This window comes from Blastococcus sp. SYSU DS0533 (genome assembly GCF_054050775.1).
On the sequence record NZ_JBJGZZ010000011.1, the window covers coordinates 1 to 25,564 of the forward strand.

Annotated in this window: 24 protein-coding genes; 13 read left to right on the plus strand and 11 right to left on the minus strand. The window is 74.7% G+C overall.

The genetic code is table 11. The features are described from left to right. The 3 genes from ACI79W_RS13770 to ACI79W_RS13780 form a co-directional block, all read left to right on the plus strand. Positions 1-109: integrase core domain-containing protein (locus ACI79W_RS13770; protein WP_456561255.1), on the plus strand; the 109-nt coding region annotated here is incomplete at its 5' end. Positions 110-136: 27 nt separating this feature from the next. Continuing rightward, entirely contained in the window at positions 137-1,402 is a 1,266-nt protein-coding gene (locus tag ACI79W_RS13775) for a M48 family metallopeptidase (RefSeq protein WP_456562649.1), read from the plus strand. Next, positions 1,399-2,523: a glycosyltransferase family 4 protein gene (locus tag ACI79W_RS13780; RefSeq protein WP_456562650.1), complete on the plus strand. Its 1,125-nt coding sequence runs from the start codon at positions 1,399-1,401 to the stop codon at positions 2,521-2,523. Before ACI79W_RS13775 ends, ACI79W_RS13780 begins: the two co-directional genes overlap by 4 nt. A 43-nt stretch (positions 2,524-2,566) precedes the next feature. Here the strand turns inward: ACI79W_RS13780 and ACI79W_RS13785 are convergent, their stop codons facing one another. Further along, on the minus strand, positions 2,567-4,360 hold the full coding sequence (locus tag ACI79W_RS13785; RefSeq protein ID WP_456562651.1) for an AMP-dependent synthetase/ligase: 1,794 nt from the start codon (positions 4,358-4,360) through the stop codon (positions 2,567-2,569). A gap of 157 nt (positions 4,361-4,517) precedes the next feature. Between ACI79W_RS13785 and ACI79W_RS13790 the strand changes: the two genes are divergently transcribed. Genes ACI79W_RS13790 through ACI79W_RS13805 form a run of 4 tightly spaced genes read left to right on the plus strand, consistent with a single transcriptional unit; the run spans position 4,518 to position 7,410 of the window. Next, positions 4,518-4,949, plus strand: a complete 432-nt coding sequence (locus ACI79W_RS13790) for an SRPBCC family protein (RefSeq protein ID WP_456562652.1) — start codon at positions 4,518-4,520, stop codon at positions 4,947-4,949. 6 nt (positions 4,950-4,955) lie between these two features. Then, on the plus strand, positions 4,956-6,104 hold the full coding sequence (locus tag ACI79W_RS13795) for an ArsA family ATPase (protein WP_456562653.1): 1,149 nt from the start codon (positions 4,956-4,958) through the stop codon (positions 6,102-6,104). Then, entirely contained in the window at positions 6,101-6,424 is a 324-nt protein-coding gene (locus ACI79W_RS13800; RefSeq protein WP_456562654.1) for a hypothetical protein, read from the plus strand. The genes ACI79W_RS13795 and ACI79W_RS13800 overlap by 4 nt, the downstream gene beginning before the upstream one ends. An 11-nt stretch (positions 6,425-6,435) precedes the next feature. Then, complete coding sequence (locus ACI79W_RS13805) at positions 6,436-7,410, plus strand: ROK family glucokinase (protein ID WP_456562655.1); 975 nt, start codon at positions 6,436-6,438, stop codon at positions 7,408-7,410. 106 nt (positions 7,411-7,516) lie between these two features. Here the strand turns inward: ACI79W_RS13805 and ACI79W_RS13810 are convergent, their stop codons facing one another. From ACI79W_RS13810 to ACI79W_RS13820, 3 genes are read right to left on the minus strand one after another with little or no spacing between them, the layout of a single operon-like run. Next, on the minus strand, positions 7,517-8,743 hold the full coding sequence (locus ACI79W_RS13810; protein WP_456562656.1) for an ornithine cyclodeaminase, nickel-pincer nucleotide-dependent: 1,227 nt from the start codon (positions 8,741-8,743) through the stop codon (positions 7,517-7,519). 1 nt (position 8,744) lies between these two features. After that, positions 8,745-9,425: a hypothetical protein gene (locus ACI79W_RS13815; protein WP_456562657.1), complete on the minus strand. Its 681-nt coding sequence runs from the start codon at positions 9,423-9,425 to the stop codon at positions 8,745-8,747. Continuing rightward, positions 9,422-10,240 (minus strand): alpha/beta hydrolase, encoded by an 819-nt coding sequence (locus tag ACI79W_RS13820; RefSeq protein WP_456562658.1) that lies wholly within the window; start codon positions 10,238-10,240, stop codon positions 9,422-9,424. Before ACI79W_RS13820 ends, ACI79W_RS13815 begins: the two co-directional genes overlap by 4 nt. A gap of 109 nt (positions 10,241-10,349) precedes the next feature. On the opposite strand from ACI79W_RS13820, the gene ACI79W_RS13825 reads away from it, so the two are divergent. After that, positions 10,350-11,111: a lysophospholipid acyltransferase family protein gene (locus ACI79W_RS13825; protein WP_456562659.1), complete on the plus strand. Its 762-nt coding sequence runs from the start codon at positions 10,350-10,352 to the stop codon at positions 11,109-11,111. Here the strand turns inward: ACI79W_RS13825 and ACI79W_RS13830 are convergent. From ACI79W_RS13830 to ACI79W_RS13840, 3 genes are read right to left on the minus strand one after another with little or no spacing between them, the layout of a single operon-like run. Then, the gene (locus ACI79W_RS13830) at positions 11,108-11,704 is read right to left on the minus strand and encodes a TetR/AcrR family transcriptional regulator (RefSeq protein ID WP_456562660.1); all 597 of its coding nucleotides are present in this window, start codon (positions 11,702-11,704) and stop codon (positions 11,108-11,110) included. The two genes, ACI79W_RS13825 and ACI79W_RS13830, sit on opposite strands and share 4 nt — an antisense overlap. A gap of 16 nt (positions 11,705-11,720) precedes the next feature. Further along, complete coding sequence (locus tag ACI79W_RS13835; RefSeq protein ID WP_456562661.1) at positions 11,721-12,674, minus strand: alpha/beta fold hydrolase; 954 nt, start codon at positions 12,672-12,674, stop codon at positions 11,721-11,723. After that, positions 12,671-14,200, minus strand: a complete 1,530-nt coding sequence (locus ACI79W_RS13840) for a flavin-containing monooxygenase (RefSeq protein ID WP_456562662.1) — start codon at positions 14,198-14,200, stop codon at positions 12,671-12,673. Before ACI79W_RS13840 ends, ACI79W_RS13835 begins: the two co-directional genes overlap by 4 nt. A 102-nt stretch (positions 14,201-14,302) precedes the next feature. On the opposite strand from ACI79W_RS13840, the gene ACI79W_RS13845 reads away from it, so the two are divergent. Both ACI79W_RS13845 and ACI79W_RS13850 read left to right on the plus strand, forming a co-directional pair. Beyond that, on the plus strand, positions 14,303-15,211 hold the full coding sequence (locus ACI79W_RS13845) for an SDR family oxidoreductase (protein ID WP_456562663.1): 909 nt from the start codon (positions 14,303-14,305) through the stop codon (positions 15,209-15,211). Positions 15,212-15,248: 37 nt separating this feature from the next. After that, positions 15,249-15,734, plus strand: coding sequence for a polyadenylate-specific 3'-exoribonuclease AS (locus ACI79W_RS13850; protein WP_456562664.1), 486 nt, complete (start codon positions 15,249-15,251; stop codon positions 15,732-15,734). Between the two features lie 36 nt (positions 15,735-15,770). Here ACI79W_RS13850 and ACI79W_RS13855 read toward each other — a convergent pair whose 3' ends face one another. Then, positions 15,771-17,921 (minus strand): methyl-accepting chemotaxis protein, encoded by a 2,151-nt coding sequence (locus ACI79W_RS13855; protein ID WP_456562665.1) that lies wholly within the window; start codon positions 17,919-17,921, stop codon positions 15,771-15,773. Positions 17,922-18,050: 129 nt separating this feature from the next. Beyond that, positions 18,051-18,962: an SDR family oxidoreductase gene (locus tag ACI79W_RS13860; protein ID WP_456562666.1), complete on the minus strand. Its 912-nt coding sequence runs from the start codon at positions 18,960-18,962 to the stop codon at positions 18,051-18,053. Positions 18,963-19,012: 50 nt separating this feature from the next. Between ACI79W_RS13860 and ACI79W_RS13865 the strand changes: the two genes are divergently transcribed. From ACI79W_RS13865 to ACI79W_RS13875, 3 genes are all read left to right on the plus strand, one after another. Continuing rightward, positions 19,013-20,038, plus strand: coding sequence for a 6-phosphofructokinase (locus ACI79W_RS13865; RefSeq protein WP_456562667.1), 1,026 nt, complete (start codon positions 19,013-19,015; stop codon positions 20,036-20,038). Positions 20,039-20,131: 93 nt separating this feature from the next. Continuing rightward, the gene (locus ACI79W_RS13870; protein WP_456562668.1) at positions 20,132-21,469 is read left to right on the plus strand and encodes a class II 3-deoxy-7-phosphoheptulonate synthase; all 1,338 of its coding nucleotides are present in this window, start codon (positions 20,132-20,134) and stop codon (positions 21,467-21,469) included. A 69-nt stretch (positions 21,470-21,538) separates the two neighbouring features. Next, positions 21,539-22,555: a threonine aldolase family protein gene (locus ACI79W_RS13875; RefSeq protein WP_456562669.1), complete on the plus strand. Its 1,017-nt coding sequence runs from the start codon at positions 21,539-21,541 to the stop codon at positions 22,553-22,555. 97 nt (positions 22,556-22,652) lie between these two features. On the opposite strand, the gene ACI79W_RS13880 is transcribed toward ACI79W_RS13875, so the two are convergent. Beyond that, a complete protein-coding gene (locus ACI79W_RS13880; protein ID WP_456562670.1) occupies positions 22,653-23,558 on the minus strand; it encodes a deoxyribonuclease IV in 906 nt (301 codons plus the stop codon). 4 nt (positions 23,559-23,562) lie between these two features. Further along, a complete protein-coding gene (gene pknB, locus ACI79W_RS13885; protein ID WP_456562671.1) occupies positions 23,563-25,548 on the minus strand; it encodes a Stk1 family PASTA domain-containing Ser/Thr kinase in 1,986 nt (661 codons plus the stop codon). Between the last annotated feature and the right edge of the window lie 16 nt (positions 25,549-25,564).

Below are 25,564 nucleotides of genomic sequence, written 5' to 3' on the forward strand. Positions count from 1 at the left end.
CGACCAGCGCTCAGCCGCGCTTGCTCCCTGGCTGGAGCACTACAACACTCAACGCCGCCACAGCGCCCTCGGCGGGGAGCCCCCGATCAGCCGACTGGCACCAACGTGATGGCTCGGTACACCTAGGATCGCCCGGGTGAACGCTCGCCGGGCCGCCCTGGTGGCCGCGGCCCTGCTGGGGATCGCCGTCGGCGTCGTCATCGCGGTGCGCACCCCGTGGACCCTGCTGCCGGAACCGCCCGGGGAGTACACCGAGCCCGATCCGACCGCCGGCCTGGATCCCGACCGGATCGAGCGCGCCGAGGCCTTCGCGAGCGCCCTCCGCCCGGCCTCCCTGCTCTCCCTCGTGCTGGGCCTGGCGGTCTCGGCGGTGCTCGGGCTGACCCCGCTGGGCGCCCGCCTCGTGCGGGCCGTGGGTGCCCGCCTCTCCGGCCGGTGGTTCGTCCAGGTGCTGGTGGCGGTGCCGGTCCTGCTGCTGCTGGGTCGCCTGGTCACCCTCCCGATCTCGGCCTACGCGGAGTCGGTGCGCAGGAGCTACGGGCTCTCCACCCGCGGCTGGTGGCTGTGGCTCCGCGACGTCGCGGTGTCCCTCGCCATCAGCGCGGCGCTGACCGTCGTGGTGGTGCTGGCCCTCCTCTGGCTCGTCCGGCGCGCCCCGCGCACCTGGTGGGCCTGGGCCGGAGCGGCTGCGTCCGGCCTGGTGGTCGTCGGGTCGTTCCTCTACCCGGTGGTCGTCGAGCCGGCGTTCAACTCCTTCGAGCCGTTGCCGGCGGGGGAGCTGCGCAGCGACCTGCTCGCCCTCGCCGAGGAGAACGGCACACCGGTGCAGGACGTGCTGGTCTCCGACGCCTCCCGGCGGACGACCGCGCTGAACGCCTACGTGTCGGGCTTCGGTTCGACCCGGCGGATCGTCGTCTACGACACCCTTCTCGGTGAGCTGCCCGACGCCGAGATCGAGTCCATCGTGGCGCACGAGCTGGGCCACGTCGCCGCCGACGACGTGCTCACCGGGACGCTGATGGGTGCCCTCGGCGCGGGGGCGGCCACCGCGCTGCTCGGCTGGCTGCTCACCTGGACACCGCTGCTCCGCCGGGCCGGCGTCGAACGCCCCGGTGACCCGCGCGTGGTCCCGCTCCTGCTCTTCCTCGTGTCCGCCGGCGGGCTGTTCGCCACGCCGGTGCAGAACCTGGTGTCCCGGCAGATCGAGGAGCGCGCGGACCTCCACGCCCTCGAGCTCACCCGCGACCCGGAGGCGTTCGTCGAGATGCAGCAGCGGCTGGCCGGGACCAACCTCGGCGACCCGGACCCGCCGGCGGCCTGGCACTGGTTCTTCGGCAGCCACCCGACGACCGCGCAGCGCATCGCGATGGCCGCCGACTGGAGCCGGCTGGAGGGCGAGTGAAGCGGACGCTCGTCGTGACCAACGACTTCCCGCCGCGGCAGGGGGGCATCCAGACCTTCGTCGCCGCGCTGCTGGAGCGGCGGCCACCGGACTCCCTGGTGGTGCTGGCGTCGGACCACCCGGGTTCGGCCGAGCACGACGCGGCCCTGCCCTACCCGGTGGTGCGCCGGCCGACCGGCATGCTCCTCCCGACCCGGGCGACGGCGCGCGCGGCCGTGGACCTGGTGGGGCGGTACGGCTGCGACAGCGCCTTCTTCGGCGCGGCCGCGCCGTTGGGGCTGCTCGCACCCACCCTGCGCGCCGCCGGGGTGCGGCACCTGGTGGGGGCCACGCACGGGCACGAGACCGGCTGGGTGGCCCTTCCGGGGAGCCGGCAGGTGATGCAGCGGATCGCCTCGGGCCTGGACGTCCTCACCTACATCAGCGAGTACACGCGGGACCGCCTCGCGCCACCGCTGGGCGGGCGCACCCGGCTGGCCCAGCTCTCCCCGGGGGTCGACATCGACCGGTTCACGCCGCAGGTCGACGGCACCGCGGTGCGCGAGCGGCACGGCCTGGGCGACGCGCCGGTCGTGGCCTGCGTCTCGCGGCTGGTCGCCCGCAAGGGGCAGGACGTGCTGGTCGCGGGCTGGCCGCAGGTGCTGGCCCGCCACCCGGCCGCGCGGCTGCTGCTGGTCGGCGGCGGGCCGGACGAGGGGAAGCTCCGCCGCGCGGTCGCCGCCCGGGGTCTGGAGGGCTCCGTCGTCCTCACCGGGCCGGTGGACCACGCCGAGCTGCCCGCGCACTACGCCGCCGGCGACGTCTTCGCCATGCCGTGCCGCACCCGTCGCGGGGGGCTGGACGTGGAGGGGCTCGGCATGGTGTTCCTCGAGGCCGCCGCGTGCGCCCGCCCGGTCGTGGCCGGCACCTCCGGCGGTGCACCCGAGGCCGTGCGGGACGGCGTCACCGGGCACGTGGTGGACCCGCGCTCGCCCGACGCGGTGGCGACGGCGCTGGCCGGGCTGCTCGACGACCCGGCGCGCGCCCGTGCGATGGGCGCCGCGGGGCGCACCTGGGTCGAGCAGCGCTGGTCGTGGACGTCCATCGCCGCGACGTTCGCCGACCTCCTCACGACGCACTGAGGCCCGCCGCGCGGGTTCGCGCGACGGGCCTCGGCCGAGCTGTTCAGCGGGAGTAGAGCGCCTCCACGTCGGAGCCGAACTCCTTCATGACGACGTTCCGCTTGAGCTTCAGGCTCGGCGTGAGCATCCCGTTGTCCTCGGTGAAATCGGTGGCCAGCACCGTGAACTTCTTGATGGCCTCGGCCTGGGACACCGCCTTGTTGGCCTCCGTCACCGCGGCGTCGAGCTCGGCGAGCAGGTCGGGGTCCTCGCGCAGCTGGGCGGCCGTGAGCCCGGCGTCCTTGCCCTTGGACTCCAGCCACTGCGGCAGGGCCTCCTCGTCGAGGGTCACCAGCGCGGCGATGTACGGCCGCTGGTCGCCCACGACGATGCACTGGCTCACCAGGCGGTGCGCCCGCAGCCGGTCCTCGAGCACGGCGGGGGCGACGTTCTTGCCGCCCGCGGTCACCAGGATCTCCTTCTTGCGGCCGGTGATCCGGACGAAGCCCTGGTCGTCGATCTCGCCGAGGTCACCGGTGCGGAACCAGCCGTCGGCGTCGATCGCCTCCCGGGTGGCGTCCTCGTTCTTCCAGTAGCCGCGCATCACGATGCCGCCGCGGATGAGCAGCTCGCCGTCCTCGGCGACCGAGAAGGCGACACCGGGCAGCGGGCGGCCGACGGTGCCGATCCGCAGCGCCTCGTCGTGGTTCACCGAGGCGGCCGCGGTGGTCTCGGTCAGGCCGTAGCCCTCGAAGACGGTGACCCCGATGCCGCGGAAGAAGTGACCGAGCCGCTCACCGAGGGGGGCCCCGCCGGAGATGGCGCCGAGGCAGCGCCCGCCGAGCGCCGCGCGCAGCTTGCCGTAGACGAGCTTGTCGAACAGCGCGTGCTGGACGCGGAGCCCCAGCCCCGGACCGCCGGTGTCCTGGGCGCGCGACCAGTCGATCGCCACCTGGGCGGCCCGGTCGAAGATCTTGCCCTTGCCGTCGCCCTCGGCCTTCGCCTTCGCCGAGTTGTAGACCTTCTCGAAGACCCGCGGGACGGCGAGCACGAACGTGGGCTTGAACTCGCCGAGGTCCTCGACGAGGTTCTTCACGTCCGGCGTGTGGCCGATGACCGTCCGGTTCTTGATGGCGCCGACCTGCAGGACCCGGGCGAGCACGTGGGCCAGCGGGATGAACAGCAGCAGCGACCCCTGCACGTTCATGAACCGGTCGAGCAGCGTGATGCCGTTGCCGATCTCGAACAGGAAGTTCCCGTGCGTCAGCTCGCAGCCCTTGGGGCGGCCGGTGGTGCCGCTGGTGTAGATCAGCGTGGCGAGGCTGTCGGCGCGGAGCGTGGCGCGGCGGGCGTCCAGCTCGCCGTCGGGCACGTCCGTGCCCGTCGCGGTCAGCTGCTCCACCGCGCCGTCGTCGATGACGAAGACGGCCTTCAGCTCCGGGGCCTGGTCGCGGACGGACTCGATCGCAGCGGCGTGCTCGTCGCGCTCCACGACGGCGACCGTGGCACCGGAGTCGGAGAGGATCCAGGCCACCTGGTCGGCGCTGGAGGTCTCGTAGATGGGGACGACGACCGCGCCGGCGGTCCAGATGGCGTAGTCGAGGACGGTCCACTCGTAGCGCGTCTTCGCCTGCAGCGCGACCCGGTCCCCGGCGGCCACCCCCGCGGCGACCAGGCCCTTGGCGACGCCCCGGACCTCCTCGCCGAACTGCCGCCAGGTCACGTCGGTCCAGCGGCCGTCCACCCGGCGCCGGAGGCCGACCTCGTCACCGTGCCCGGCGACGTTGGCCGCCAGCATGTCGGTGAGCGCCTCGTCGGGGCCCACCTCGTGGGTTGCAGGAACGCTGAACTCGCGCACGCCCGGTCCTCTCCTCCCCGACCGCCCGCCGGGCTCCGTCGCCCGAGGCCCCGGTGCGGGGACGTCCGGGCCAATCTAGCCGCTGGTGCTACCGGGCAGTAGCGGCGTGCCGCGGTGCACGGGGCCGGCCGGGGGCCGAGCGGCTAGCCTGCTGCCCATGGCCGACCAGTCCACCCAGTCGATCGTCGTCGAGGCGCCTGCGGCCGAGGTCATGGCGGTGATCGCCGACTTCCCGTCCTACCCCCAGTGGGTCGGCGCCGCCAAGAAGGTCGAGGTGCTCGAGACCGGCGCGGACGGGCGGGCCCGCCGCGTCCACTTCGTGCTCGACGCGGGGGCGGTGAAGGACGACTACGTCCTGGAGTACACGTGGGACGACGACCGCCGCGTCTCCTGGACCCTGGTGAAGGGCCAGATGCAGAAGCGGCAGGAGGGCTCCTACACCCTCGTCGAGACCGGTGGCCGGACCGAGGTCACCTACTCGATCACCATCGACCTCTCCATCCCGATGCTCGGCATGATCAAGCGGAAGGCGGAGAAGGTCATCCTCGACACCGCGCTCAAGGAGCTCAAGAAGCGCGTCGAGGGCTGAGCCGCCGTGCGCACGCTCCTGGTCACCGGCTCCGGCGGGGCGGGGTCGTCGACGGTGGCCGCGGCCGCCGCCGTGCGCGCCGCCCGGGCGGGCCGGGGCACGCTGCTGCTGTCCCGCCGGCCGGCCGCCCTCCCCGGACTCGACGAGGTGCCCGGCCTGCAGGTCCGGCGGGTGGACGGGCGCCGGGCGGTCGAGGAGCTCTGGGGCGCCTCGGCCGAGGCCCTGGGCGCCCTGCTCCCGCACCTGGAGCTGCCGCCGGCGACGTCGGTGGTGCCGGTGCCCGGCGCCGGGGAGCTCGCGCTGCTGGCGGCGCTGGGCTCGGCGGACGCCGACCTGGTGGTCGTCGACGCCGGACCGCTCGCGGACGGGCTCACCCTCGCCGCCCTGCCCGGCTCGCTGCGCTGGTGGCTGGACCAGGCGCTGCCGCCGACGGCGCGTGCGCTGGCCGCCGTCCGGACGGCGTCGGTGGCGGCCGGCGTCGCCCCCCGCGGGCCCCTGGACACCGTGCTGGACGCCCTGCCCGCCGTCGAGCGGCTGCTCGCCCGGGACCGGCTCACCGAGGCCACCGCGACGGCGGTCTGGGTCGTCACGGGGGCGCAGCGGTCCGCGGTGCCGGCGGTGCGGCACGCGGCCACCGTCCTCGGTCTGCACGGGCTCCGGGTCGCGGCGGTGCTCGCCCGGGTGCTCCCCGCCGGTGGGCCGGGGGAGTGGTGGCGCGCCCGGGCCGCCGAGCAGGACGCCGCCCGGGGCGGGCTCGCGGACGTGGCGCCGGTGCACGAGGTCCCCGAGCTCGCCGTGCCGCCGGCGGACGTGGCCGGTGCGACCGCGCTGCTCGACGGGCTGGACCTCCCCGCCTCGGGCGGACCGGTGCCGCCGGGCCCGGAGCGGGGCGAGGTCGGGTGGCGGCTGGCCGTGCCGCTGCCCTTCGCCGAGCGCGCCGACGTCGGGCTGACCCGGTGGGGCGATGACCTCGTGGTGTCCGTGGGGGATGATCGTCGTTCGCTGCGCCTGGACTCGTTGCTGCGCCGGTGCGAGGTGACCGGGGGCCGACTGCTCGCCCCCGGCGCCGCCGCCGCGCACCTCGAGATCAGCTTCCGCCCGGATCCGCAGCAGTGGCCGGCCGACCTCCTGGCGGCCGAGGAGAGGACCAGATGACCAGCGGTGCCGACTGGGCCGAGCAGGCCCGCCGCCTCTTCGACGCCGTCCGCGCGCAGGCGGGGCAGACCCCCGCCACCGGCGCGGCGGAGCACGGTGGTGACGACTGCCGCTGGTGCCCGGTCTGCCAGGCGGCCGCCGTCCTGCGCGGCGAGCGCCCCGAGGTGACCGCGGCGCTGGCCGACGTCCTCACGGCCGCGGCCACCGCCCTGCGGACGTTCGCCGAGCCGCCGGCCGACGGTGCCGGTGAGGCCGCAGGCGCCGATCCGGGGGAGCCGGCGGCCGGGCACCCGGCCGTGCAGCGGATCGACATCGCGTGACCGTGCCGGACGTGACGGCTCTGCCGGCGCTCGGCATCGACATCGGCGGGACCAAGGTCGCCGGCGGGCTGGTGGCCCCCGACGGCTCGATCCTGGCCACCGCGCGGCGGGCGACGCCCGGCGCCTCGGTGAGCGACACCGAGGACGCGATCGCCGCCGTCGTCGAAGAGCTCGCCGCCGGGCACGACGGCGAGATCGTCGGGGTCGGCGTGGGCGCCGCGGGGTGGTTCGACCGCACCGGGGACACCGTGCTGTTCAGCCCGCACCTGGCGTGGCGCAACTCGACGCTGCGCAAGGACCTTGCCGCGCGCCTGCAGCGCCCGCTGTGGGTGGGCAACGACGCCGACGCCGCGGCCTGGGCCGAGTACCGCTACGGCGCCGCCCGCGGCGCCGACCTGGCGCTGATGATCACCCTGGGGACGGGCATCGGCGGGGGCATCGTCCTCGACGGGCGGCTGCGGCGCGGATCGCACGGGGTCGCGGGGGAGTGGGGGCACATGCGCGTCGTCCCCGACGGCCGGTTGTGCGCCTGCGGCAACCGCGGCTGCTGGGAGCAGTACGCCAGCGGCACGGCGCTGGGCCAGACCGCGCGCGAGGTGGCCCGCACGTCGCCGGCCGCCGCCGCGCTGCTGCTCGAGCGGGTGGACTGCGAGCCCGAGCGGCTGACCGGCGAGCACGTGGCCCGCGCCGCCCACGACGGCGACCCGCTCGCCCTGGAGCTGGTCACCGAGGTCGGGTGCTGGCTGGGGCAGGGGATCGCCGACCTCGCCGCCGTGCTCGACCCCGAGGTGGTGGTGATCGGGGGCGGGGTCAGCGTGCTCGGCGAGATGGTGCTCGGCCCGGCGCGGGAGCGCCTCGAGCGAGCCCTGCCCGGCCGCGGGTTCCGGCCGGGGCCGCGCGTCGTCGCCGCCGCGCTCGGTGCCCAGGCCGGCATCGTCGGTGCCGCCGACCTCGTGCGGAAGGCCGTCGCCGAACGAGAAGCCTGACGGTCGCCCCGAGTGGGCCCCGGAGGGGTCCGCGCAGGGGCGACGCAACGGCTCAGCGCACGTCGGGGACGGCTCCTGATCGCGGTGTCGGCCGGCAGGTCGACGTTCAGCAGAGCTCGCGGGCGAGCTGCTCGAGGAACAGGCCGATGTCGGTGACGATGCCCATCGCCTGGGCGCTGCCCCGGTCGGCCAGCTTCGTCACCGTCGCGGGGTTGATGTCGACGCACACCAGCGGGATCGAGGCCGGGAGCAGGTTCCCCGTGGCGATGGAGTGCAGCATCGTCGCCACCATGATCGCGAAGCCGACGTCGTGCAGCTCGGCGCGCATCGCCCGCTGACCCTCGATGACATCGGTGTGCACGTCGGGCAGCGGGCCGTCGTCACGCACCGAGCCGACCAGCACGAAAGGCTTGCCCGCCTGCACCATCGCGTGCATGACACCGCCGGTGAGGACGCCCGAGTCCACCGCCGCCTCGATCGACCCCGCCGCGCGGATGGTGTTGATCGCCCGGATGTGGTGCTCGTGGCCGTGCGGCACCCCCGCGCCCTTCGCGAGGTCGACGCCCAGCGAGGTGCCGAAGAGCGCCGACTCGATGTCGTGGGTGGCCAGGGCGTTGCCGGCGAAGAGGACGTCGACGTAGCCGGCGCGGACCAGCCGCACCATCGCCGGGGCGGCTCCGGTGTGCACCACGGCCGGGCCGGCCACCCACAGCACCCGCTGCCCGGCGGCCTTGACCTCCCGCATCCGCTCCGCGATCTGGCGGACCAGCAGCGCCTGCGGCTTCTCGCTGGACACCGCCGAGGACATGAACCCGAAGTCGTCCTCCTCGCCGCGCGGCGCCTGCGCCGGGAGCTCCACCCGCACGCCGTGCGCCCCGCAGACGACGGCGTCGCCGGCCCGCACGTCGCTCACCGGGACCGTGCGCACCACGGTGCCGCCCTCCTCGGTGGTCACCACGAGGCCGCAGTCCATCTCGGGGTTGCGTACCCGCAGCCACTCGCCGTCCAGCCGGACGAGGGTCTCCAGGTTGGTGGTCGAGTAGAAGTCGTCGGGGAAGACGCCGTCGGCGGGGGCGGGCCGGGTCGTGGCCGTCCCCGGGTCGACGGCGTTGGCGCCGTGGACCTGCACGCGCATGAGGATCCGCTCGAGCCGCTCGGGCTGGTCCGCGCTGACGATGATCAGCGCCCGGGACTCGTCCTCGTGATGCCGGCCGAGATCCAGGCTCTCGATCCGGTAGTCGCCCCCGTACTCGAGGACGTCGTCGAGGATGCGGGCGAGGACGCCCGTGTCCACGAGGTGGCCGGTCACGGTGACGGTCGCGGTGGTGGCCACGTCAGACCACGGCCCCGTCGTCGCCGTCGTCGGAGCGGTCGCGCATGCGGGAGACCAGCAGCGCGACCCCGCCGGCGATCACCGCCACGCCCAGCACGAGTCCCGCGTCCGCCGAGAGGCCGATGACCGAGGGGACGCCGATGAGCAGGATGCCCGCGAGCACCAGGAGCAGGGCGTAGAGCACGGCGGGCGCCGGGACCGGCAGCGGGGGCGGTGCCGGCGGCTCGTAGTGCTCCTCGGGCCGGTCGAGCACCGGCACCTCGTGGGGGGCGGGGGGTGGCGGGTCCGCGGGTGCCTCCTGGACCACCGGACGACCGTGCTCGGCCTCGAACGCGGCCACGATGCGCCGCCACTCGGCGTCCTCGTCCAGGTCGCGCCCGGCGGGCCGGCGCGGGACCCGCCGCTCGACGGGGTGCTCGTCGGCGTGCTGCTCCACCAGTCCGCGCGCCTCGGCGCTGCGCGCCCGGTCGACGAACAGCCGGTCCGAGGGCGGGCTGGGTAGCACCACCGAACGGGTGTAGGGGCCGACATCGGCGGCCGGTTCCAGGTAGGCGGCGATGCCGGCGGCCTCGAGCACGTCCAGGAGGTGCTCGCCCACCCGCGGGTCGACGTCGCGGACCGGGCTCCAGAGCACGGCGTCCAGCCCGTTGTCGCGGCGTCCCCGGCCGCGCCGGTCGGTCACCGGAGCCCGCCCGACGGGGCGCCGGGCTCGCCGGCGGGCACGCGGGCGCGGATCCACTCCGCGGAGCGGCGGAAGACCAGCGGGGCGTCGTTGTCCAGGGTGGCCACGTGGTAGCTGTCCTCCAGCACGACCTCGGTGGTGTCCGCGCTCGCCACCCCGGCGAGCAGGATGGTGCTGTTCACCGGTTCCACGACGTGGTCCTCGGCGCTGCGGAAGACGATGACCGGCGACGTGACCCGGCCCAGGTCGGCGCGGGTCGCGGCCCAGAGGCCGCGCAGCTGCATCATGGCCCGGATCGGCAGGCGGGGGTACGCCAGCTCGGTCACGCCTGGCTTCTTGATGTCGCTGGCGATGGGGGCCCAGCTGGCGGTGACGCGGGCCAGCAGCGGGAGCAGCTTCGCGTCCAGCCGCCGGGTGAGCAGCGCCGGGTTCACCAGCAGCAGCCCGGCGACCTCGTCCGGGCGGACCTCGGCCAGCCGCGTGGCGAGCGTCCCGCCCATCGACAGCCCGGCGACGAAGACCCGGTCGCAGCGGGCGGCCAGCTCGTCGAAGGCATGCTCGACCGTCGCCGTCCACTGGTCGGAGGTGCTGGCGTTGCAGTCCTGCCAGCGGGTGCCGTGCCCGGGCAGCAGCGGGCACCGGACGGTGAAGCCCTCGGCCGCGAGGTGCTCCCCCCAGGGCCGCATGCTCATCGGCGTCCCGGTGAACCCGTGGACGAGCAGCACCCCGGTGCGCCCCTCGGGCCCGTCGCCCCCGGGTAGCTCGAAGGGTTCCGCGCCGGGCATCACCTCGGGGACGGCGGTCGGTCCGGCCACGGCGCTCCTCCTGGGCATCCGGCGTCGCGCCGGTGTCGGCTGGCTCACGGTGGGCTCGGATTGTGATCCCGGCCCCAGGCTCCCTAGTCTGGCAGTCCCCGAGGGAGGCGTGTTGTTCTACTGGTTCCTCAAGTTCGTCGCGATCGGCCCGGTGGCGCGCCTGGTCTTCCGCCCCAAGGTCGAGGGCATCGAGCACGTGCCCGCGTCGGGTGCGGCCATCCTGGCGAGCAACCACCTCTCGGCGGCCGACTGGATCTTCATGCCGCTGCAGCTCAAGCGCCGGGTGACGTTCCTCGCCAAGGCCGAGTACTTCACCGGCTCGGGGGTCAAGGGCTTCCTCCAGCGGGCGTTCTTCGCCGGTGCCGGGCAGGTCCCGATCGACCGCTCCAGCGCCTCGGCTGCCGAGGACGCGATCCGGACCGGCATCCGCATCCTCCGCGAGGGCAAGCTGCTCGGCATCTACCCGGAAGGCACGCGTTCGCCGGACGGCCGCCTGTACCGCGGCAAGATCGGCGTCGCGCGGATGGCGCTGGAGACCGGCGTCCCGGTCGTCCCGGTGGCGATGGTCTACACCTCCCGCCGTCTGCCGTTCGGCCGCAGCCTCCTGAAGGTGTGCGTGCGCATCGGTGAGCCGCTGGACTTCAGCCGCTACGAGGGGCTGGCCGGTGACCGGTTCGTCGAGCGCTCGGTCACCGACGAGATCATGTACGAGATCATGACCCTGTCCGGCCAGGAGTACGTCGACGTCTACGGCGCCGCGGTGAAGAAGTCGATGGACGCCACCGGTGCCAGCGCGCACGACGTCGTCGCGACCCTCCAGCCTCCGGTCGCCGAGGCCGCCGACCGCGCCCCGACGACGCTCGCGGGCTAACGCGGCAGCAGCCGGTCGAGGACGTCGCGCAGCAGCGTGAGCAGCTCGTCGCGGGGCATCGTCGGCTCCAGGACCCACTGCGCGACGAGGTCCTCGGTGAAGGCGAAGAACGCCAGCACGAGCTGGCGGCGGCGGGCGTCGCCCGGGAGCCCCAGGGTGCGCAGCCCCACCTCGACGAGCCGGTCACGGGTCTCCGCGTACACCTCGGCCACCCAGGGGTCGCCGCCCGCGGCGCCGCGCACGAAGGCCAGGTGGGTCTCGCGGTAGGTCTCCACCCAGCCGACGTAGCGGTCGAGCATCCCGTCGACGGTGGCGGCGGGGGTGCCCGCCCCGGCCGCGCCGGGGCGGGGCAGCAGGTGGGTCCAGAGCAGCTCCGCCGCCGCCCGGGTCACGGCCGCGTAGTAGTCGCGCTTGCTCGGGAAGTAGTGGAAGAGCAGGCTGCGGCTGATGCCGGCCCGGCGGGCGACCTCGTCGATGGTCAGCTCCTGCACCGGGGTGGTGGGCAGCAGCTCGAGGCCGATCTGCACGAGCTGCGCCCGCCGGTCGCCCGCCGACCGGCGGCTGCGACCCGGTCCGGTCGGCGGCGTGGTCACGGCCGGGCGCTCCCGCTCACGCGAGGTCCCGGTCGCCGGTGGCGGTGGACACGAGGCGCAGCAGCCCGTCGGCGACGAGCCGGGGGCGCTCCTGGGGCAGCATGTGGCCGGTCCGCTCCACCCGGTGCAGGCGGGCCGCGGGCAGCGCCTCGGCGAGCTGGGCGCTGTGCCGCTCGGGGGTGAGCTTGTCGCTGTCGCCGACGAAGATCTCGACGGGGACCCGCGCGAGGGGGTCGAGCCGCGTCCGCTTGTCGTGGTCGCCGAGGGCGGGCAGAAACTCGACGAAGGAGCGCACGGTCGAGGCGTGCATGATCTGCGCCCCCTCCAGGACCATCTCGTCGGTGGCATCGGCGCCGTAGAGCAGGTCCCGCACCATCTTCCGGTGCCGCGGGTGGGTCGGCGGCACCAGCCCGCGCAGCCGCTCGATCAGGGCTGCGCCGGTGAGCGCGGCGGTCAGCACGCCGGGGCGGATCCGGGCCATGCGGCCGCCCGCCGACCGCGGGTCGGAGGTCAGGTCACCGGCAGACGTCGACACCAGCGCGACGCCGCGCACACGGTCGCCGAAGAGCTCCGGCCGGGCGGCGGCGAGGCACATGACGGTCATGCCACCCATGGAGTGACCGCCGAGCACGACGGGCCCTTCGGGGACCAGCCGGTCGAGCACGTCGGCCAGGTCCTCGCCGAGCCGGTCGATGGAGACCGGTTGCGCCGGGTGGGGATCGGGCCACGTCGAGCGGCCGTGGCCGCGCTGGTCGTAGCGGACGAGGCGCAACGCGCCGTCGGCCACCGGGCCGGCCAGCAGCCCGGCGACGTCGTCCCAGGCGGCCTGCGACAAGGTCCAGCCGTGGGCGAGGACGACGGTGACCGGGGCGTCGTCGGCGCCCTCGACGGTGGCGTGCAGCCGCGCGCCGTCGGAGGTGGTCACGGCTGCGGTGCGCCTGCGGACGGTGCGGGTGAGCGTGCCGGTCACGCAGCCTCCTCCGTGCGCACGGGGGCCTCGGCGGGGACGCCGACGTAGTTCTCGCGGTCCAGGCTCCGGGTGAGCCGCCGGAACCGGAAGGTGAAGTCCGGCCACAGCGTGGTGTTGTGGCCGTGCTCGTCGAGGTACCAGCTGGCGCAGCCGCCGCCGAGCCAGACGGTGCCCTGCGACTTCCGGGCGATGAGGTCGCGGTAGGCCTCCTGGGCCTGCGGGGTGGTCTCCAGGACGGCGAGGCCCTCGGCCGCCATGGTGCGCAGCGCGTCGTCGACGTAGGCCACCTGCGACTCGATCATGTAGACCATCGACGTGTGCCCGACGCCGACGTTGGGACCGACCAGCAGGAACAGGTTCGGGAAGCCGGCGACGGTGGTGCTGCGGTTGCTCACCATGCCGCCGGCCCACACCTCCGCCAGGGACCGGCCGTCGCGGCCGCGGATCCGCTCGGCGATCGGCAGGTCGGTCACGTGGAAGCCGGTGGCGAGCACGAGGGTGTCCGTGGGCCGTTCGACGCCGTCCTGCGTGACGATCGAGCGGGGCCGGATCTCGGCGATGCCCGCGGTCACGAGCTCGGCGTTGGGGGCGCAGAGGGCGGGGTAGTAGTCGTTGCTGATCAGGATCCGCTTGCAGCCGATCGTGTAGTCCGGCGTCAGCGCCGCGCGGAGCCGCGGGTCCCGGACCTGCCGGTGCAGGTGCGCCTTCGCCAGACGGCCGACGGGCCTCAGGAACGCCCGCCGCTTCGCCATGCCGATCACGAGGAGCTCCCGGAGCGCGTACAGCGCCCCGCGGACGGCGCGCTGCACCCCGGGCACCAGCCGGTACAGCCGGCGGGCCCACGGCTTCACCGGGTGGTCGGTACGGGGGACCACCCAGGCGGGCGTTCGCTGGTAGACGGCGATGCTCTCCACCCGCGGCTGGATGGCCGGCACGATCTGGACCGCCGAGGCGCCGGTGCCGATGACGGCGACCTTCTCGCCGCCGACGTCGTGCGAGGCGTCCCAGCGCGCCGAGTGCATGACGGTGCCCTCGAAGGTCTCCAGGCCCGGGATGTCGGGGTAGGTCGGGTCGGCGAGCGCACCCGCGGCGGAGACGAGCACCTGGGCGCGGAACTCACCGGCCGTCGTCCGCACCAGCCAGCGGCGCGCCGCGTCGTCCCAGCGGGCGTCGGTCACCTCGGCCCCGAAGACGCAGTGCGCCCGCACGCCGTACCGGTCGGCCGTGGCCTGCAGGTAGGCCTGGATCTCGGGTTGCTCGGAGTAGGAGCGGGGCCAGTCCGGGTTGGGCGCGAACGAGTAGGAGTACAGGTGCGACTGCACGTCGCACGCAGCGCCCGGGTACGTGTTGTCCCGCCAGGTGCCGCCGACGTCCCCGGCGCGTTCCAGCAGGACGAAGTCGGTCTCGCCGCGCTCGCGCAGCGTGATCCCCATGGCCAGGCCGGCGAAGCCGGACCCGATGACCGCCACCTTGACCTCGCGCAGGGCGGGGGAGGTGCTGGCGTGCGCCCGCATCGTGCTGGTCACCTCGGTCGGCTCCTTCCCTCGGCTTGCTGAGCAACGGTCAACAAGCTACAACAGCCGTTGAGCAGTGCTCAATTCGAGCGCGACGAGCCGAGGAGCAGCCCCATGGCGTCACGACACCGCACCCCGCTGGCCGGGAAGTCGGTCCTCATCACCGGCGCCGCGCGGGGTATCGGCGCCGCGCTGGCCCGCAAGGCGGCCGCGCGTGGCGCGCGCGTCGCCCTGGTCGGCCTGGAGCCCGAGGAGCTGGCGCGGGTCGCCGACGAGCTGGGGCCCGAGCACCTGTGGGTGGAGGCCGACGTCACCGACGCCGAGGCGCTGGCCGGGGCGGTGCGGCGCACGGTGGACACCTTCGGCGGGCTCGACGTCGTCGTCGCCAACGCGGGCATCGCGCCGCTGACCACGGTGATGACCAGCTCCGCCCACGCGCTGGCCCGCACCATCGAGGTCAACCTGATCGGCACGATGCTGACCGCGCACGCGGCCCTGCCCGCGATCGCTGAGCGCCGGGGGCACGTGCTGCTGGTCAGCTCCGCCGCGGCGTTCACCGTCCTCCCCGGCATGAGCGCCTACTGCGCCTCCAAGGCCGGCGTCGAGCGCTTCGGTGACGCGCTGCGCCTGGAGGTCGCGCACCGCGGCGTCACGGTGGCCAGCGCGCACCCGACGTGGATCGACACCGACCTGGTGCGCGACACCGAGGCCGCGCTGCCCACCTTCGCCGCGACCCGCCGCCGACTGCCGGGGCCGCTGGGCGCCTACACGTCGGTCGAAGCCTGTGCCGAGGCGCTGGTGGAGAACCTGGAGACGCGCCGCCGCCGGGTCTTCGTGCCCCGCTCCGTGGGCACCGTGGCCGCGCTGCGCCAGGTGGTCACCGGCGTCCTCGCCGAGAAGGTGGCTTCGGTGGTCTCGGCGAAGCGGGTACCGCAGCTGGAGCGGGACATCGCGGCGCTGGACGGCCGCGAGTTCGGCACGCACTCGCTCGGTGCCCGGCGCGGCGGCGGACCGGCCGCCTGACCGGTCTGCCGGGCCGTCGCCACCTACGGTGGACGCCGTGCGGCGCTTCTTCTACGACACCGAGTTCATCGAGGACGGCACCACGATCGACCTCGTCTCCATCGGCGTCGTCGACGAGACAGGCCGGGAGTTCTACGCGGTCAGCACGGAGTTCGACCCCGACCGGGCGATCCCGTGGGTCCGCCGGAACGTGCTCGACCAGCTGCCCCCGCCGGCGGACAAGGCCTGGCGGAGCCGGGAGCGGATCCGCGAGGACCTGCTCTCCTTCCTGACCGCGCCGGGGGAGGAGATCGAGCTCTGGGCCTGGCTCGCCGCCTACGACCACGTGGCGCTCTGCCAGCTGTGGGGCGCGATGCCGGCGCTCCCGCGCCCGATCCCACGGTTCACCCGTGAGCTGCGCCAGCGCTGGGACGACCGCGGGCAGCCGCCGCTGCCCCCCAAGCCCCAGGGCACGCACGACGCGCTGGTCGACGCCCGCTACAACCTGGCGCGCTGGCAGGCGATCGAGGCCGCCCGCGGGTGATCCCGCGGACGGCCCCGGTCGTGACGGGGTCCCTCGTCAGACGGTGAAGGCCGCCAGCAGCCGGTTGAGCTCCTTGGACAGGGCGTCGAGCTCCTGCGCCGCCGAGCGGGCCCGCTCCACGTCGGACGCGCTGTCGTCGGCGTCCCGGCGCACCGAGGTGAGCGTGGTGGTGACGGCGCCGGCGCCCTCCGCCGCGGTGGCCACGCTGCGGCTGAGCTCCCGGGTGGTCGCCGTCTGCTCCTCGACGGCGCTGGCGATCGTCGTCTGGTGGTCGTTGATCGCCCGGACGACCTCGGCGATGCGCGAGATCGACCGGACCGCGTCGGTGGTCTCGGACTGGATGCCCTGGACCCGCTGGGCGATCTCCTCGCTGGCCTTGGCCGCCTCCTGGGCGAGCTCCTTGACCTCGTTGGCCACGACGGCGAAGCCCTTGCCCGCGTCGCCGGCGCGGGCCGCCTCGATGGTGGCGTTGAGGGCCAGCAGGTTGGTCTGCTCGGCGACGCCGGAGATGACCTTGACGACGTCGCCGATCTCCGCGGAGCTGGCCCCGAGCGCGGCGATCGTCGTCTCGGTCTGCTCGGCGAGCGCGGCGGCCTGGCGCCCCACCTCGGCGGCCTCGGCGGCGCTGCGGGCGATCTCGGTGATGGAGGCGCCCATCTCCTCGGCGCCCGCAGCGGCCGACGAGACGCTGCTGCTGATCTCCGACGCGGCGCCGTGCGCCCCCTGCGCCTGGTCCCGGCTGCGGGAGGCGCGCTGCGCCAGCCCGTCGGCCACAGCGGAGACCCCGGCGGCGGACGACGCGACCTCCTGCGCGCAGCGGTGGATGTCGCGCACGGTGCCGGCGACCTTGTCGACGAAGCGGTTGAACGCACCGGAGAGCTGCCCGACCTCGTCGTCGCGGGAGTCGTCCATCCGCTGGGTGAGGTCGCCCTCCCCGTCGGCGATCTCGGCCATGCGGTCGCGCAGGCGCGCCAGCGGCCGGGTGAGGCGGCGTCCGACCCACAGCGCGATCAGCCCGCCCACGACGGCGATGACGAGCGCGGCGAGCACCATCGCCCAGACCATGGACGTGCGGCCCTCGTCGAGGGCGTCCCTCGCGCCGGCGAAGTCCGCGTCGCGGGTGACGGCGGCGATCACCCAGTCCCACGGCGCGTAGTAGGAGACGCGCGCCGTCATGGGGCCCTGCTCCGGGTCGACGTAGCGGACCGTCGCCTGCTCGCCCTCCTGCAGCGGCAGCGCGGCGTCGACGAGCTGCTGCACGTAGGGGGTTCCCTCGGCGTCCGTCGCGTCGATCAGCTCCTCGCCGTCCAGCGCCCCGCCCGGGCTGACCAGGACGGTGCCGGCCCGGTCACCGGTGCCGCCGTACACCTCGATGTGGCCGTTCTCGCCGATGGTCGTGGACTCGAGGCCCTGGCGGAGAGCGGGCAGGTTCGTCTGCTTGACGCCGACGTAGAGGACGCCGACGACGTCGCCGGCCGGGCCCAGGATCGGCTCGTAGGCCGACACGAGCCACGAGTCGACGACGAACGCGTTGCCGCGGTAGGTCTGCCCGCTGCTCACCGCGGCGGCGACGGGGTTGGGCTTGCCGCCGGGGTTCACGGCCGGGATGTAGGTGCCGATCGCCCGGGAACCGGACGCGGCCTGCACGTTGGTCGCGACGCGCAGGAAGTTCCCCTCGGGGGTCTTCTGGAAGATGGTCACGGTGGCGCCGACCATCGACATGATGTCGTCGACGACCGGGGTCCGGACGGCCATGTCCGTGTTGTTGCCCAGCCACTGGCCGCCGACCAGCACGCGCGGCAGGGTCACCCGGGTCACCTGGCCGTCCATCTGGTTCCTGGCGTCCCAGGTGACGGGGTTGCGGCCGGAGTCGTCGATCGCGAAGCCCCCGGACTGCTGCAGCACGTACCGCGCCGCGTTGAGGTCGTAGTCCACCTTCATCGCCGTCGACGCGCCCTGGGTGGCGACCAGGTCGTAGGCGCCCCGCGCGGCGCGGCTGATGTTCTCCTCGACGAGGACGTCCATGTCCTGCGCGGCGTCGTCGGCGAACCGGCCGCTCTGCCAGGCGCTGACGCCGCCCATGGCCACGCCGGTCACGGCGACGCTGGCGACGGCCAGTGCCACCACCTTGGTGCGGATGCCCGTGTTCGAGGGAACCGCCCAGGAGGGCAGGTTCGTCCAGCGCATGTTCGGCCTTCCGGATCGGGGCGGCGTTCCGGTGCCGCCGTCCCCGACGCCATCGGCAGCGCGAGGCCGATCTCGTACCGGAGCGGTCGGATCGTGACCCCGGTGCCGTCCGGCGACCCGCCCGGGGCGTCAGCGGCGCAGCAGCGCCCAGTCCTCCGGGTGCCGGTGGAGGTGCTCGGCCACGGAGGTGGCGGGGTGGCCGGTCAGCCGCTGGACGACGTCGCTCACCGCGGCCAGCTCGCCGGCGGCGATCGCCTCGTAGCTGCTCACCCAGCCCTCGATCTCCCAGTCCGGGGCACCGGAGGGCCGCCGGGTGGCCCACGCCTCCTCCACCGTCTGCCGCCGGTACCGGGCCGGTCGCCCCGTCAGCTCGCCGAGCAGCGCAGCAGCCTCGCCCAGCGGCACCGCCTCGGGGCCGGTCACGTCGAGGACGGCGCCGTCGAGCGCGGGGGAGTCGTCGAGCACCACCGCGGCACCGACGTCGGCCAGGTCGTCGCGGGAGACGAACGACGCCCGGCCCTCGCCGGCCGGGGCGGCGATCACCACCTGCTCCCCCTCCAGGACGGCGAAGAACGGCATGAAGTCGGCGTACATGCCGTGGCGGAGGACGGTGTGGCGCACACCGGTGGCCGCGATCGCCTCCTCGGTCGCGGCGTGCTGGCGGGCGAGGGTGAAGACCGCGTCCTGCGCCGCACCGAGGAAGGAGGTGTAGACGATCCGCTCCACCCCGGCCTCCGCGGCGGCCTGCACGGCGGTGCGGTGCTGCTGCAGCCGGTCCTCCGCCTCGGCGGCCGACACCAGGTAGAGGGTGTGCGCCCCGGCCAGCGCAGCCCGCAGCCCCTCCCTGTCGGCGTAGCCGGCGGGGTTCGCCGCGATCTCCGCCCCGGGCAGCCGGGGGGCGCGGCCGGGGTCGCGGACCACCAGCCGCAGCCGCGCACCGGCGGCGGCCAGCCGGGAGGCGACCCGGCCGCCGAGCGCTCCGGTGGCACCGGTGACGGCGACCGTGCGGGAAGGGCTGGACGGGGCGGTGGCCTGCGGCATCATGTGCGGGACAACCCGGGTGCCGCCCGGTCGCTTCCGCGGAGGAACGCATGCGCATCGGCATCCTGACCGGGGGCGGCGACTGCCCCGGCCTGAACGCGGTCATCCGTGCGGTCGTGCGCAAGGGCGTCGGGCACGACGGCGACGAGGTGGTGGGTTTCCGCGACGGCTGGCGCGGCCTGCTGGACGGCGACGCGGTGCCGCTGGACCTGGCGGCGGTGCGCGGGATACTGCCGCGCGGGGGCACCGTCCTCGGCACCTCGCGCACCAACCCCTACGCCCTGGAGGACGGCCCCGACCGGGTGCTGGCCTGCCTGGACCGGTGGGGCATCGACGCGCTGGTGCCCATCGGCGGGGAGGACACCCTCGGCGTCGCAACCCGCCTGGCCGACCGCGGGGTGCGGGTGGTCGGGGTGCCCAAGACCATCGACAACGACCTGGACGCCACCGACTACACGTTCGGCTTCGACACCGCGGTCGGTGTGGCGACGGAGGCGATCGACCGGCTGCACACCACCGGGGACAGCCACCACCGCACGCTGGTCGTCGAGGTCATGGGCCGCCACGCCGGGTGGATCGCGCTGCACGCGGGCATGGCCGGCGGGGCGAACGTCATCCTCATCCCCGAGCACCCGTTCGACGTCGACGCCGTCGTCGCGCACGTGCAGCACCGCTTCGACACCGGCTTCTCGCCGATCGTCGTGGTGTCCGAGGGCGCGCAGGCGAGGGACGGCGCGCTCACCGTGGCGGGCGGGCAGGCGGACGCGTTCGGGCACGTCCGGCTCGGCGGCATCGGCCCGGCGCTGGCCGCCCTGATCGAGGAGCGGACCGGCCGGGAGTCGCGCGCCGTCGTCCTGGGCCACCTGCAGCGCGGCGGCACGCCTTCACCGTTCGACCGGGTGCTGGCCACCCGGTTCGGGCTGGCGGCCCTGGAGGCGGCTCACGACGGCGAGACGGGCGTGATGGTCGCGCTGCGCGGCACCGACATCATCCGGGTCCCGCTGGCCACCGCCACGGCCCGGCTGAAGCTGGTGCCGGCCGGGCGCTACGCCGAGGCCGAGGTCTTCTTCGGCTGAGGGGCGCACGTCCCCGCTCCGCGGCGGGCGGGAGGGCCGTGGGGAGGAGCCGTCCTCCCTGGACCGGTGGGGGCGCGCCGTAGGCTGGGGCCCGTGAGCCTCCCCGAACCTGCCGAGCTGGTCCCCGGTCTGGACCGGTGGCGGGAGCTGCCCGCCGCCCAGCAGCCGAGGTGGCCCGACCGGGCCGCCCTGGACGCGGTGCTGGAGACCCTGTCCACCGTGCCGCCGATCGTCGCCCCCAGCGAGGTCGACACGCTGCGCGCGCAGCTGGCCGACGTCGCCCAGGGCAAGGCCTTCCTGCTGCAGGGGGGTGACTGCGCCGAGACGTTCGACCTCAACACCGAGCCGCACCTGCAGGCCACCACCCGCACGATGCTGCAGATGGCCGTGGTCCTCACCTATGGCGCCAGCGTGCCGGTGGTGAAGGTCGGCCGCGTGGCCGGCCAGTACGCCAAGCCGCGGTCGTCGGACACCGACGCCCTCGGCCTGCCGTCCTACCGCGGCGACATGGTCAACTCGCTGGAGCCGGTGCTGGAGAAGCGGATCCCGGACCCCAACCGGCTGGTGCGGGCCTACGCGAACTCCGCCGCCGCCATGAACATGATCCGGGCCTACGCCCGCGGGGGCCTGGCCGACCTGCACGCCGTCCACGACTGGAACCGCGACTTCGTGGCCAACTCCCCGGCCGGGGTGCGGTACGAGGTCATCGCCCGGGAGATCGACCGCGCGCTGGCGTTCATGCGGGCCTGCGGCATCGACTCCGACGCGCTGCGCGGCGTGGAGCTGTTCAACTCGCACGAGGCGCTGATCCTCGACTACGAGCGGGCGCTGCTGCGGATGCACGAGGGCCGTCCGTACGCGCTGTCGGCCCACTTCGTCTGGGTGGGTGAGCGCACCCGCCAGATGGACGGCGCCCACATCGAGTTCGCGTCGAAGCTGGCCAACCCGGTCGGTGTGAAGATCGGCCCGACGACGACGCCGGAGCAGGCGACGGAGCTGGTCGAGCGCCTCGACCCCGACGGCATCCCGGGCAAGCTGACGCTGATCAGCCGCATGGGCAACGGGAAGATCCGGGACGTGCTGCCGGGCATCGTCGAGAAGGTGACCGCGAGCGGGCACCAGGTCGTGTGGCAGTGCGACCCGATGCACGGGAACACGCACGAGTCGCCGACCGGCTACAAGACGCGCCACTTCGACCGCGTCGTCGACGAGGTGCTCGGCTTCTTCGACGTGCACCGGGCGCTGGGCACCTGGCCCGGGGGCATCCACGTCGAGCTCACCGGCGAGGACGTCACCGAGTGCCTCGGCGGGGCGATGGAGATCAGCGACGAGGACCTCAACAGCCGGTACGAGACCGCCTGCGACCCCCGGCTGAACACCGGCCAGTCGCTGGAGCTCGCGTTCCTGGTCGCGGAGATGCTGCGTGGGTGAGGACCCCGCCCTCCTCATCCCTCGCAGGCTCGGGACGAACCTCGGGACAGGACCGAAAGGCATAGCGGAATGACCTCCCCGTCCTTCGTCGACCTGCGCTCCGACACCGTCACCCGGCCCACGCCCGGCATGCGCCGGGCCATGGCCGAGGCCGAGGTGGGGGACGACGTCTACGTCGAGGACCCCACCGTCCGCGCCCTGGAGGAGCGGACGGCGGAGCTGTTCGGCCACGAGGCCGCGGTGTTCGTGCCGAGCGGGACGATGGGCAACCAGATCGGCATGCGCCTGGTCTGCGAGCCGGGGCAGGAGGTCCTCTGCGACGCCGACGCCCACGTGGTCACCTACGAGATGGGGGCCGCGGCGGCGATCTTCGGCATCTCGACGCGCACCGTCGTCTCACCGGGGGGCCGGCTGGACGCCGCACAGCTCATCGAGCAGGTCCGCCCCAAGGACAACTGGCACCTGACCGCCACGGCCGCGGTCGCGGTGGAGAACACGCACAACCGCGGCGGTGGCCTGGTGCAGCCGCTGGACCAGCTGCAGGCGCTGTGGGACTGGTCGCGGGAGGCCGGCGTCGCGGTGCACCTCGACGGTGCCCGGATCTGGAACGCGCACGCCGCCTCCGGTGTGCCGCTGTCCACCTACGGCGGGCTGGCCGACACCGCGTCCGTCTGCTTCTCCAAGGGCCTCGGGACGCCCGTCGGCTCGGTGCTGGTGGCGTCGGCGGAGCGGATCGCCACCGCCCGGCTCTGGCGGAAGCGGCTCGGTGGCGGCATGCGCCAGGTCGGCGTGCTGGCGGCCGCCTGCCTCTACGCCCTCGACCACCACCTCCCGCGGCTGGGCGAGGACCAGGAGAACGCGCGGCTGCTGGCCAAGCGGCTGGGCGTGGACCCGGCGACGGTCGAGACGAACATGGTCGTGCTCGACGGCATCGAGGCCCCGATGGTGGCCGAGGCCGCGAAGGCCCGCGGCGTGCTGGTCAGCCAGGTCAGCGCCTCCCGGATCCGGTTGGTGACGCACCTGGACGTCGACCGGGCCGCGGTCGAGCGCGCCGCCGACGTCCTCGCGGAGCTCCTCGACCGCTAGCCGGGCAGACCGGTAGGAGCGGCCGGCACAGCGAGATGCTGCGCTGTGGGTTCCATCGAGCGGCTGACGGGGGCGAGTGTGCAGATGTCGCCCAGGGTCAGGCGGTGGGATCGCCGATCAGGGAGTTCAGCAGCTTGATGTCGGCCGCGTGGCCCCCGCACGGGTCGCCGTCCCGCAGGCTGGGGGTCTCGACGACCATGGGCACCCCGGCGGTCGTGCGGTGCCGCACCAGCTCGGCGAACGGGCCGGTGCCGTACGCGCCGGAGCCGATCAGCCCCTCGCCGATGGTGGTGTGCCGGTCGCGCTTGGAGCCGCACTCGTCCAGCGAGTCGTTCACGTGCACCAGGCCCAGCCGGCCGGGGCCGACCGTCGCCTCGAGCGCGTCGAGGGTCGCCGACATCCCACCCGGTGCGGCGAGGTCGTGCCCGGCGGCCCAGGCGTGGCAGGTGTCGAAGCAGACGCCGAGCAGCGGGTGCTGCTCCAGGGCCGCGAAGTACGGCCCCAGGTCCTCGACCGTGGCGGCCAGCGCCTTGCCGCCGCCTGCCGTGGGCTCGATCAGCAGCCGCGGCCCGACGGGATCGGCGGCCTCCAGCACCGGCAGCAGCTGCTCGTGCAGCTGGCGCAGGGCCGGCTCGTAGCGGTCCTCGCCCACGGCGGAGCCGGCGTGCACGACCACCCCCTGGCAGCCCAGCTGCGCCCCGCGCCGCAGATTGTGGGCGATCGAGGCGACCGACTGCGTCACGGTCGCCTCGGTGGGGGAGCCGACGTTGACCAGGAACGGGGTGTGGATGAACGACGGCACCCCGCGCTCGGCGCACCCGGCGGTGAACAGCGCGTCCTGCTCCGGGTCCCCGTCGGTGAGCCGCCAGCCGCGCGGGTTGCCGACGAAGACCTGCACGGCGCGGGCGCCGACGGCGTCGGCGTAGGGGAGGCCGCCCTTGGCCAGGCCGCCCTTGATCTGGATGTGCGCCCCGATCGGCGGCACGGGTGAGGTGTCCGGCACGGGCCTATCCGAAGCTGAGCAGGATGGTCACGGGGGTGCCGCGCTCGACCGTCTCGCCGGCCGCGGGACTCTGCCGGAGCACCCGGTTGCCGAAGAATCGGGTGGCCTCCACCTCCAGGCCCGCCTGCTGCAGGATCGAGGTGGCCTCGTCGCCGCTGCGGCCGACGACGTCGGGCACGGTGACCAGCGGGACGCCGGCGGAGACCTGGATGCGGACGGTGCTGCCGTAGGGGACCTGCCCTGCCCCCGGGCCGGGTTCGACGGACATGACCTCGCCCTTGTCGACCTGGTCGCTGCGGCCGTCCTCGGCGCGCTCGACGACGAAGCCCAGCGCCTCGAGGTTGGACCGCGCCTGCTCGGGGGTCTGCCCGGTCACGTCGGGGACGGCGACCGGCGCCCGGCCCTGGCTGACCACGACCGTCACCACCTGGTCGCGCTTGAGAGCGGTCCCGGCGGGCGGGTCGAAGGCGACCACGTGGCCCGGGGGCACCTCGTCGTCGAAGGTCTGGCCGCGGGTGACCTGGATGGGGAGGTCGGCCTGCAGCCGCGCCTCCACCTCGTCGACCGGCAGGCCGACGAGCTCCGGCGGCACGGTGTAGCGCTCGGGCCCCTTGGAGACGACGACGCGGACGTCGGTGCCCCGGATGACCTCACCCGATGCGGGGTCGGTGGAGATCACGACGCCCGCGGGCACCTCCTCGCTCCACTCCTGGACCACCGGGTCGGGGTCGAGGCCGGCGTCCTGGAGCAGATCGATGGCGGCGCTCTCGGGCTTGCCGGTCAGCGCCGGCACGTCCGTCCAGCGGCCGGAGCCCAGCCACCAGCCGACGGCACCCACCGTGACGGCCATCAGCAGGACGACGGCGATGGCCAGCCGGGCGCGGCGCCGGCGGACGTGGTCGGGGACGCCGGGACGCGCCCGACCGGGTGCGGGCCGGCGGCCGTGGACGTCGGTGGTGGGTCCGGCGCCCATCCCCGGCAGCGTGCTGGTGCGCCCGGATCGGGCGCCGCGGTCGCCGAGCACCTCGGTGCCGGGGTTGCTCGGGTGGCCCGGGCGGGGCCGGGTCGGCCGGTTGGTCGGCCGCAGCGTGCCGGGGCCGGCGGTGCTCTGCCCGGTCGGCACGGGGACCGGCTCGATGCCGAGGTCGCTGCGGACGTCGTTCAGCTCGGCGAGGAACGCCCCGGCGTCCAGGGGACGGCCGGCCGGGTCGCGCCGGGTGGTGCGGGCCACCAGCTCGTCGACCTGCCAGGGCAGACCCGGGACCTCGGCGGACGGCGCGGGCACGTCGTGGTGCACGTGCTGGTAGGCCACCGCCAGCGGGGTGTCGCCGCCGAAGGGCGGGTGCCCGGTGAGCATCTCGTACAGCACGATGCCGGCGGCGTAGATGTCGCTGCGGGCGTCGGCGCGGCCGCGCTCGAGCTGCTCGGGGGAGAGGTAGGCGACGGTGCCGATGAGCACCCCGCCGGTCTGGCTGGTCTGCCCGGTGCCGACGACGGCGCGCGCGAGGCCGAAGTCGGCCACCTTGACCACGCCGTCGACCCCGATCAGCACGTTCTCCGGCTTGATGTCGCGGTGCACGATCCCGGCGCGGTGGGCGGCGGTGAGGCCGGCGAGCACGGGCTCCAGGACGGCGAACGCCTCGGCGACGGTGAGCCGGCCGCGGGCGCTGAGCAGGTCGCGCAGCGTGCGGCCGCGGACCAGCTCCATGACCAGGAAGACCAGCCCCTGGTCGCTGCCCTGGTCGCTGACGCCCACGACGTTGGGGTGGCTGAGCATCGCCGCCGCCCGCGCCTCACGGGTGAACCGGTCCACGAACGTGGGGTCGTGCGCCAGGTGCTCGGCCATCACCTTCACGGCGACGGTCTTGTGCAGGCGGAGGTCGGTGGCCGCGTAGACCGTGGACATGCCACCCCGCGCCACCCGCTCCTCGAGGCGGTAGCGCCCCTCGAGAACGAGCCCGACCACGGGGTCGGTCACGGCGGTGTCCACACGGCCGAGTGTAGGA

Excerpts from the sequence above, each read along its gene's own strand:
- ACI79W_RS13855 (WP_456562665.1), bottom strand. The coding sequence starts at position 17,921 with ATGCGCTGGACGAACCTGCCCTCCTGGGCGGTTCCCTCGAACACGGGC.
- ACI79W_RS13800 (WP_456562654.1), top strand. The coding sequence starts at position 6,101 with ATGACCAGCGGTGCCGACTGGGCCGAGCAGGCCCGCCGCCTCTTCGAC.
- ACI79W_RS13875 (WP_456562669.1), top strand. The coding sequence starts at position 21,539 with ATGACCTCCCCGTCCTTCGTCGACCTGCGCTCCGACACCGTCACCCGG.
- ACI79W_RS13790 (WP_456562652.1), top strand. The coding sequence starts at position 4,518 with ATGGCCGACCAGTCCACCCAGTCGATCGTCGTCGAGGCGCCTGCGGCC.
- ACI79W_RS13865 (WP_456562667.1), top strand. The coding sequence starts at position 19,013 with ATGCGCATCGGCATCCTGACCGGGGGCGGCGACTGCCCCGGCCTGAAC.
- ACI79W_RS13860 (WP_456562666.1), bottom strand. The coding sequence starts at position 18,962 with ATGCCGCAGGCCACCGCCCCGTCCAGCCCTTCCCGCACGGTCGCCGTC.
- ACI79W_RS13845 (WP_456562663.1), top strand. The coding sequence starts at position 14,303 with ATGGCGTCACGACACCGCACCCCGCTGGCCGGGAAGTCGGTCCTCATC.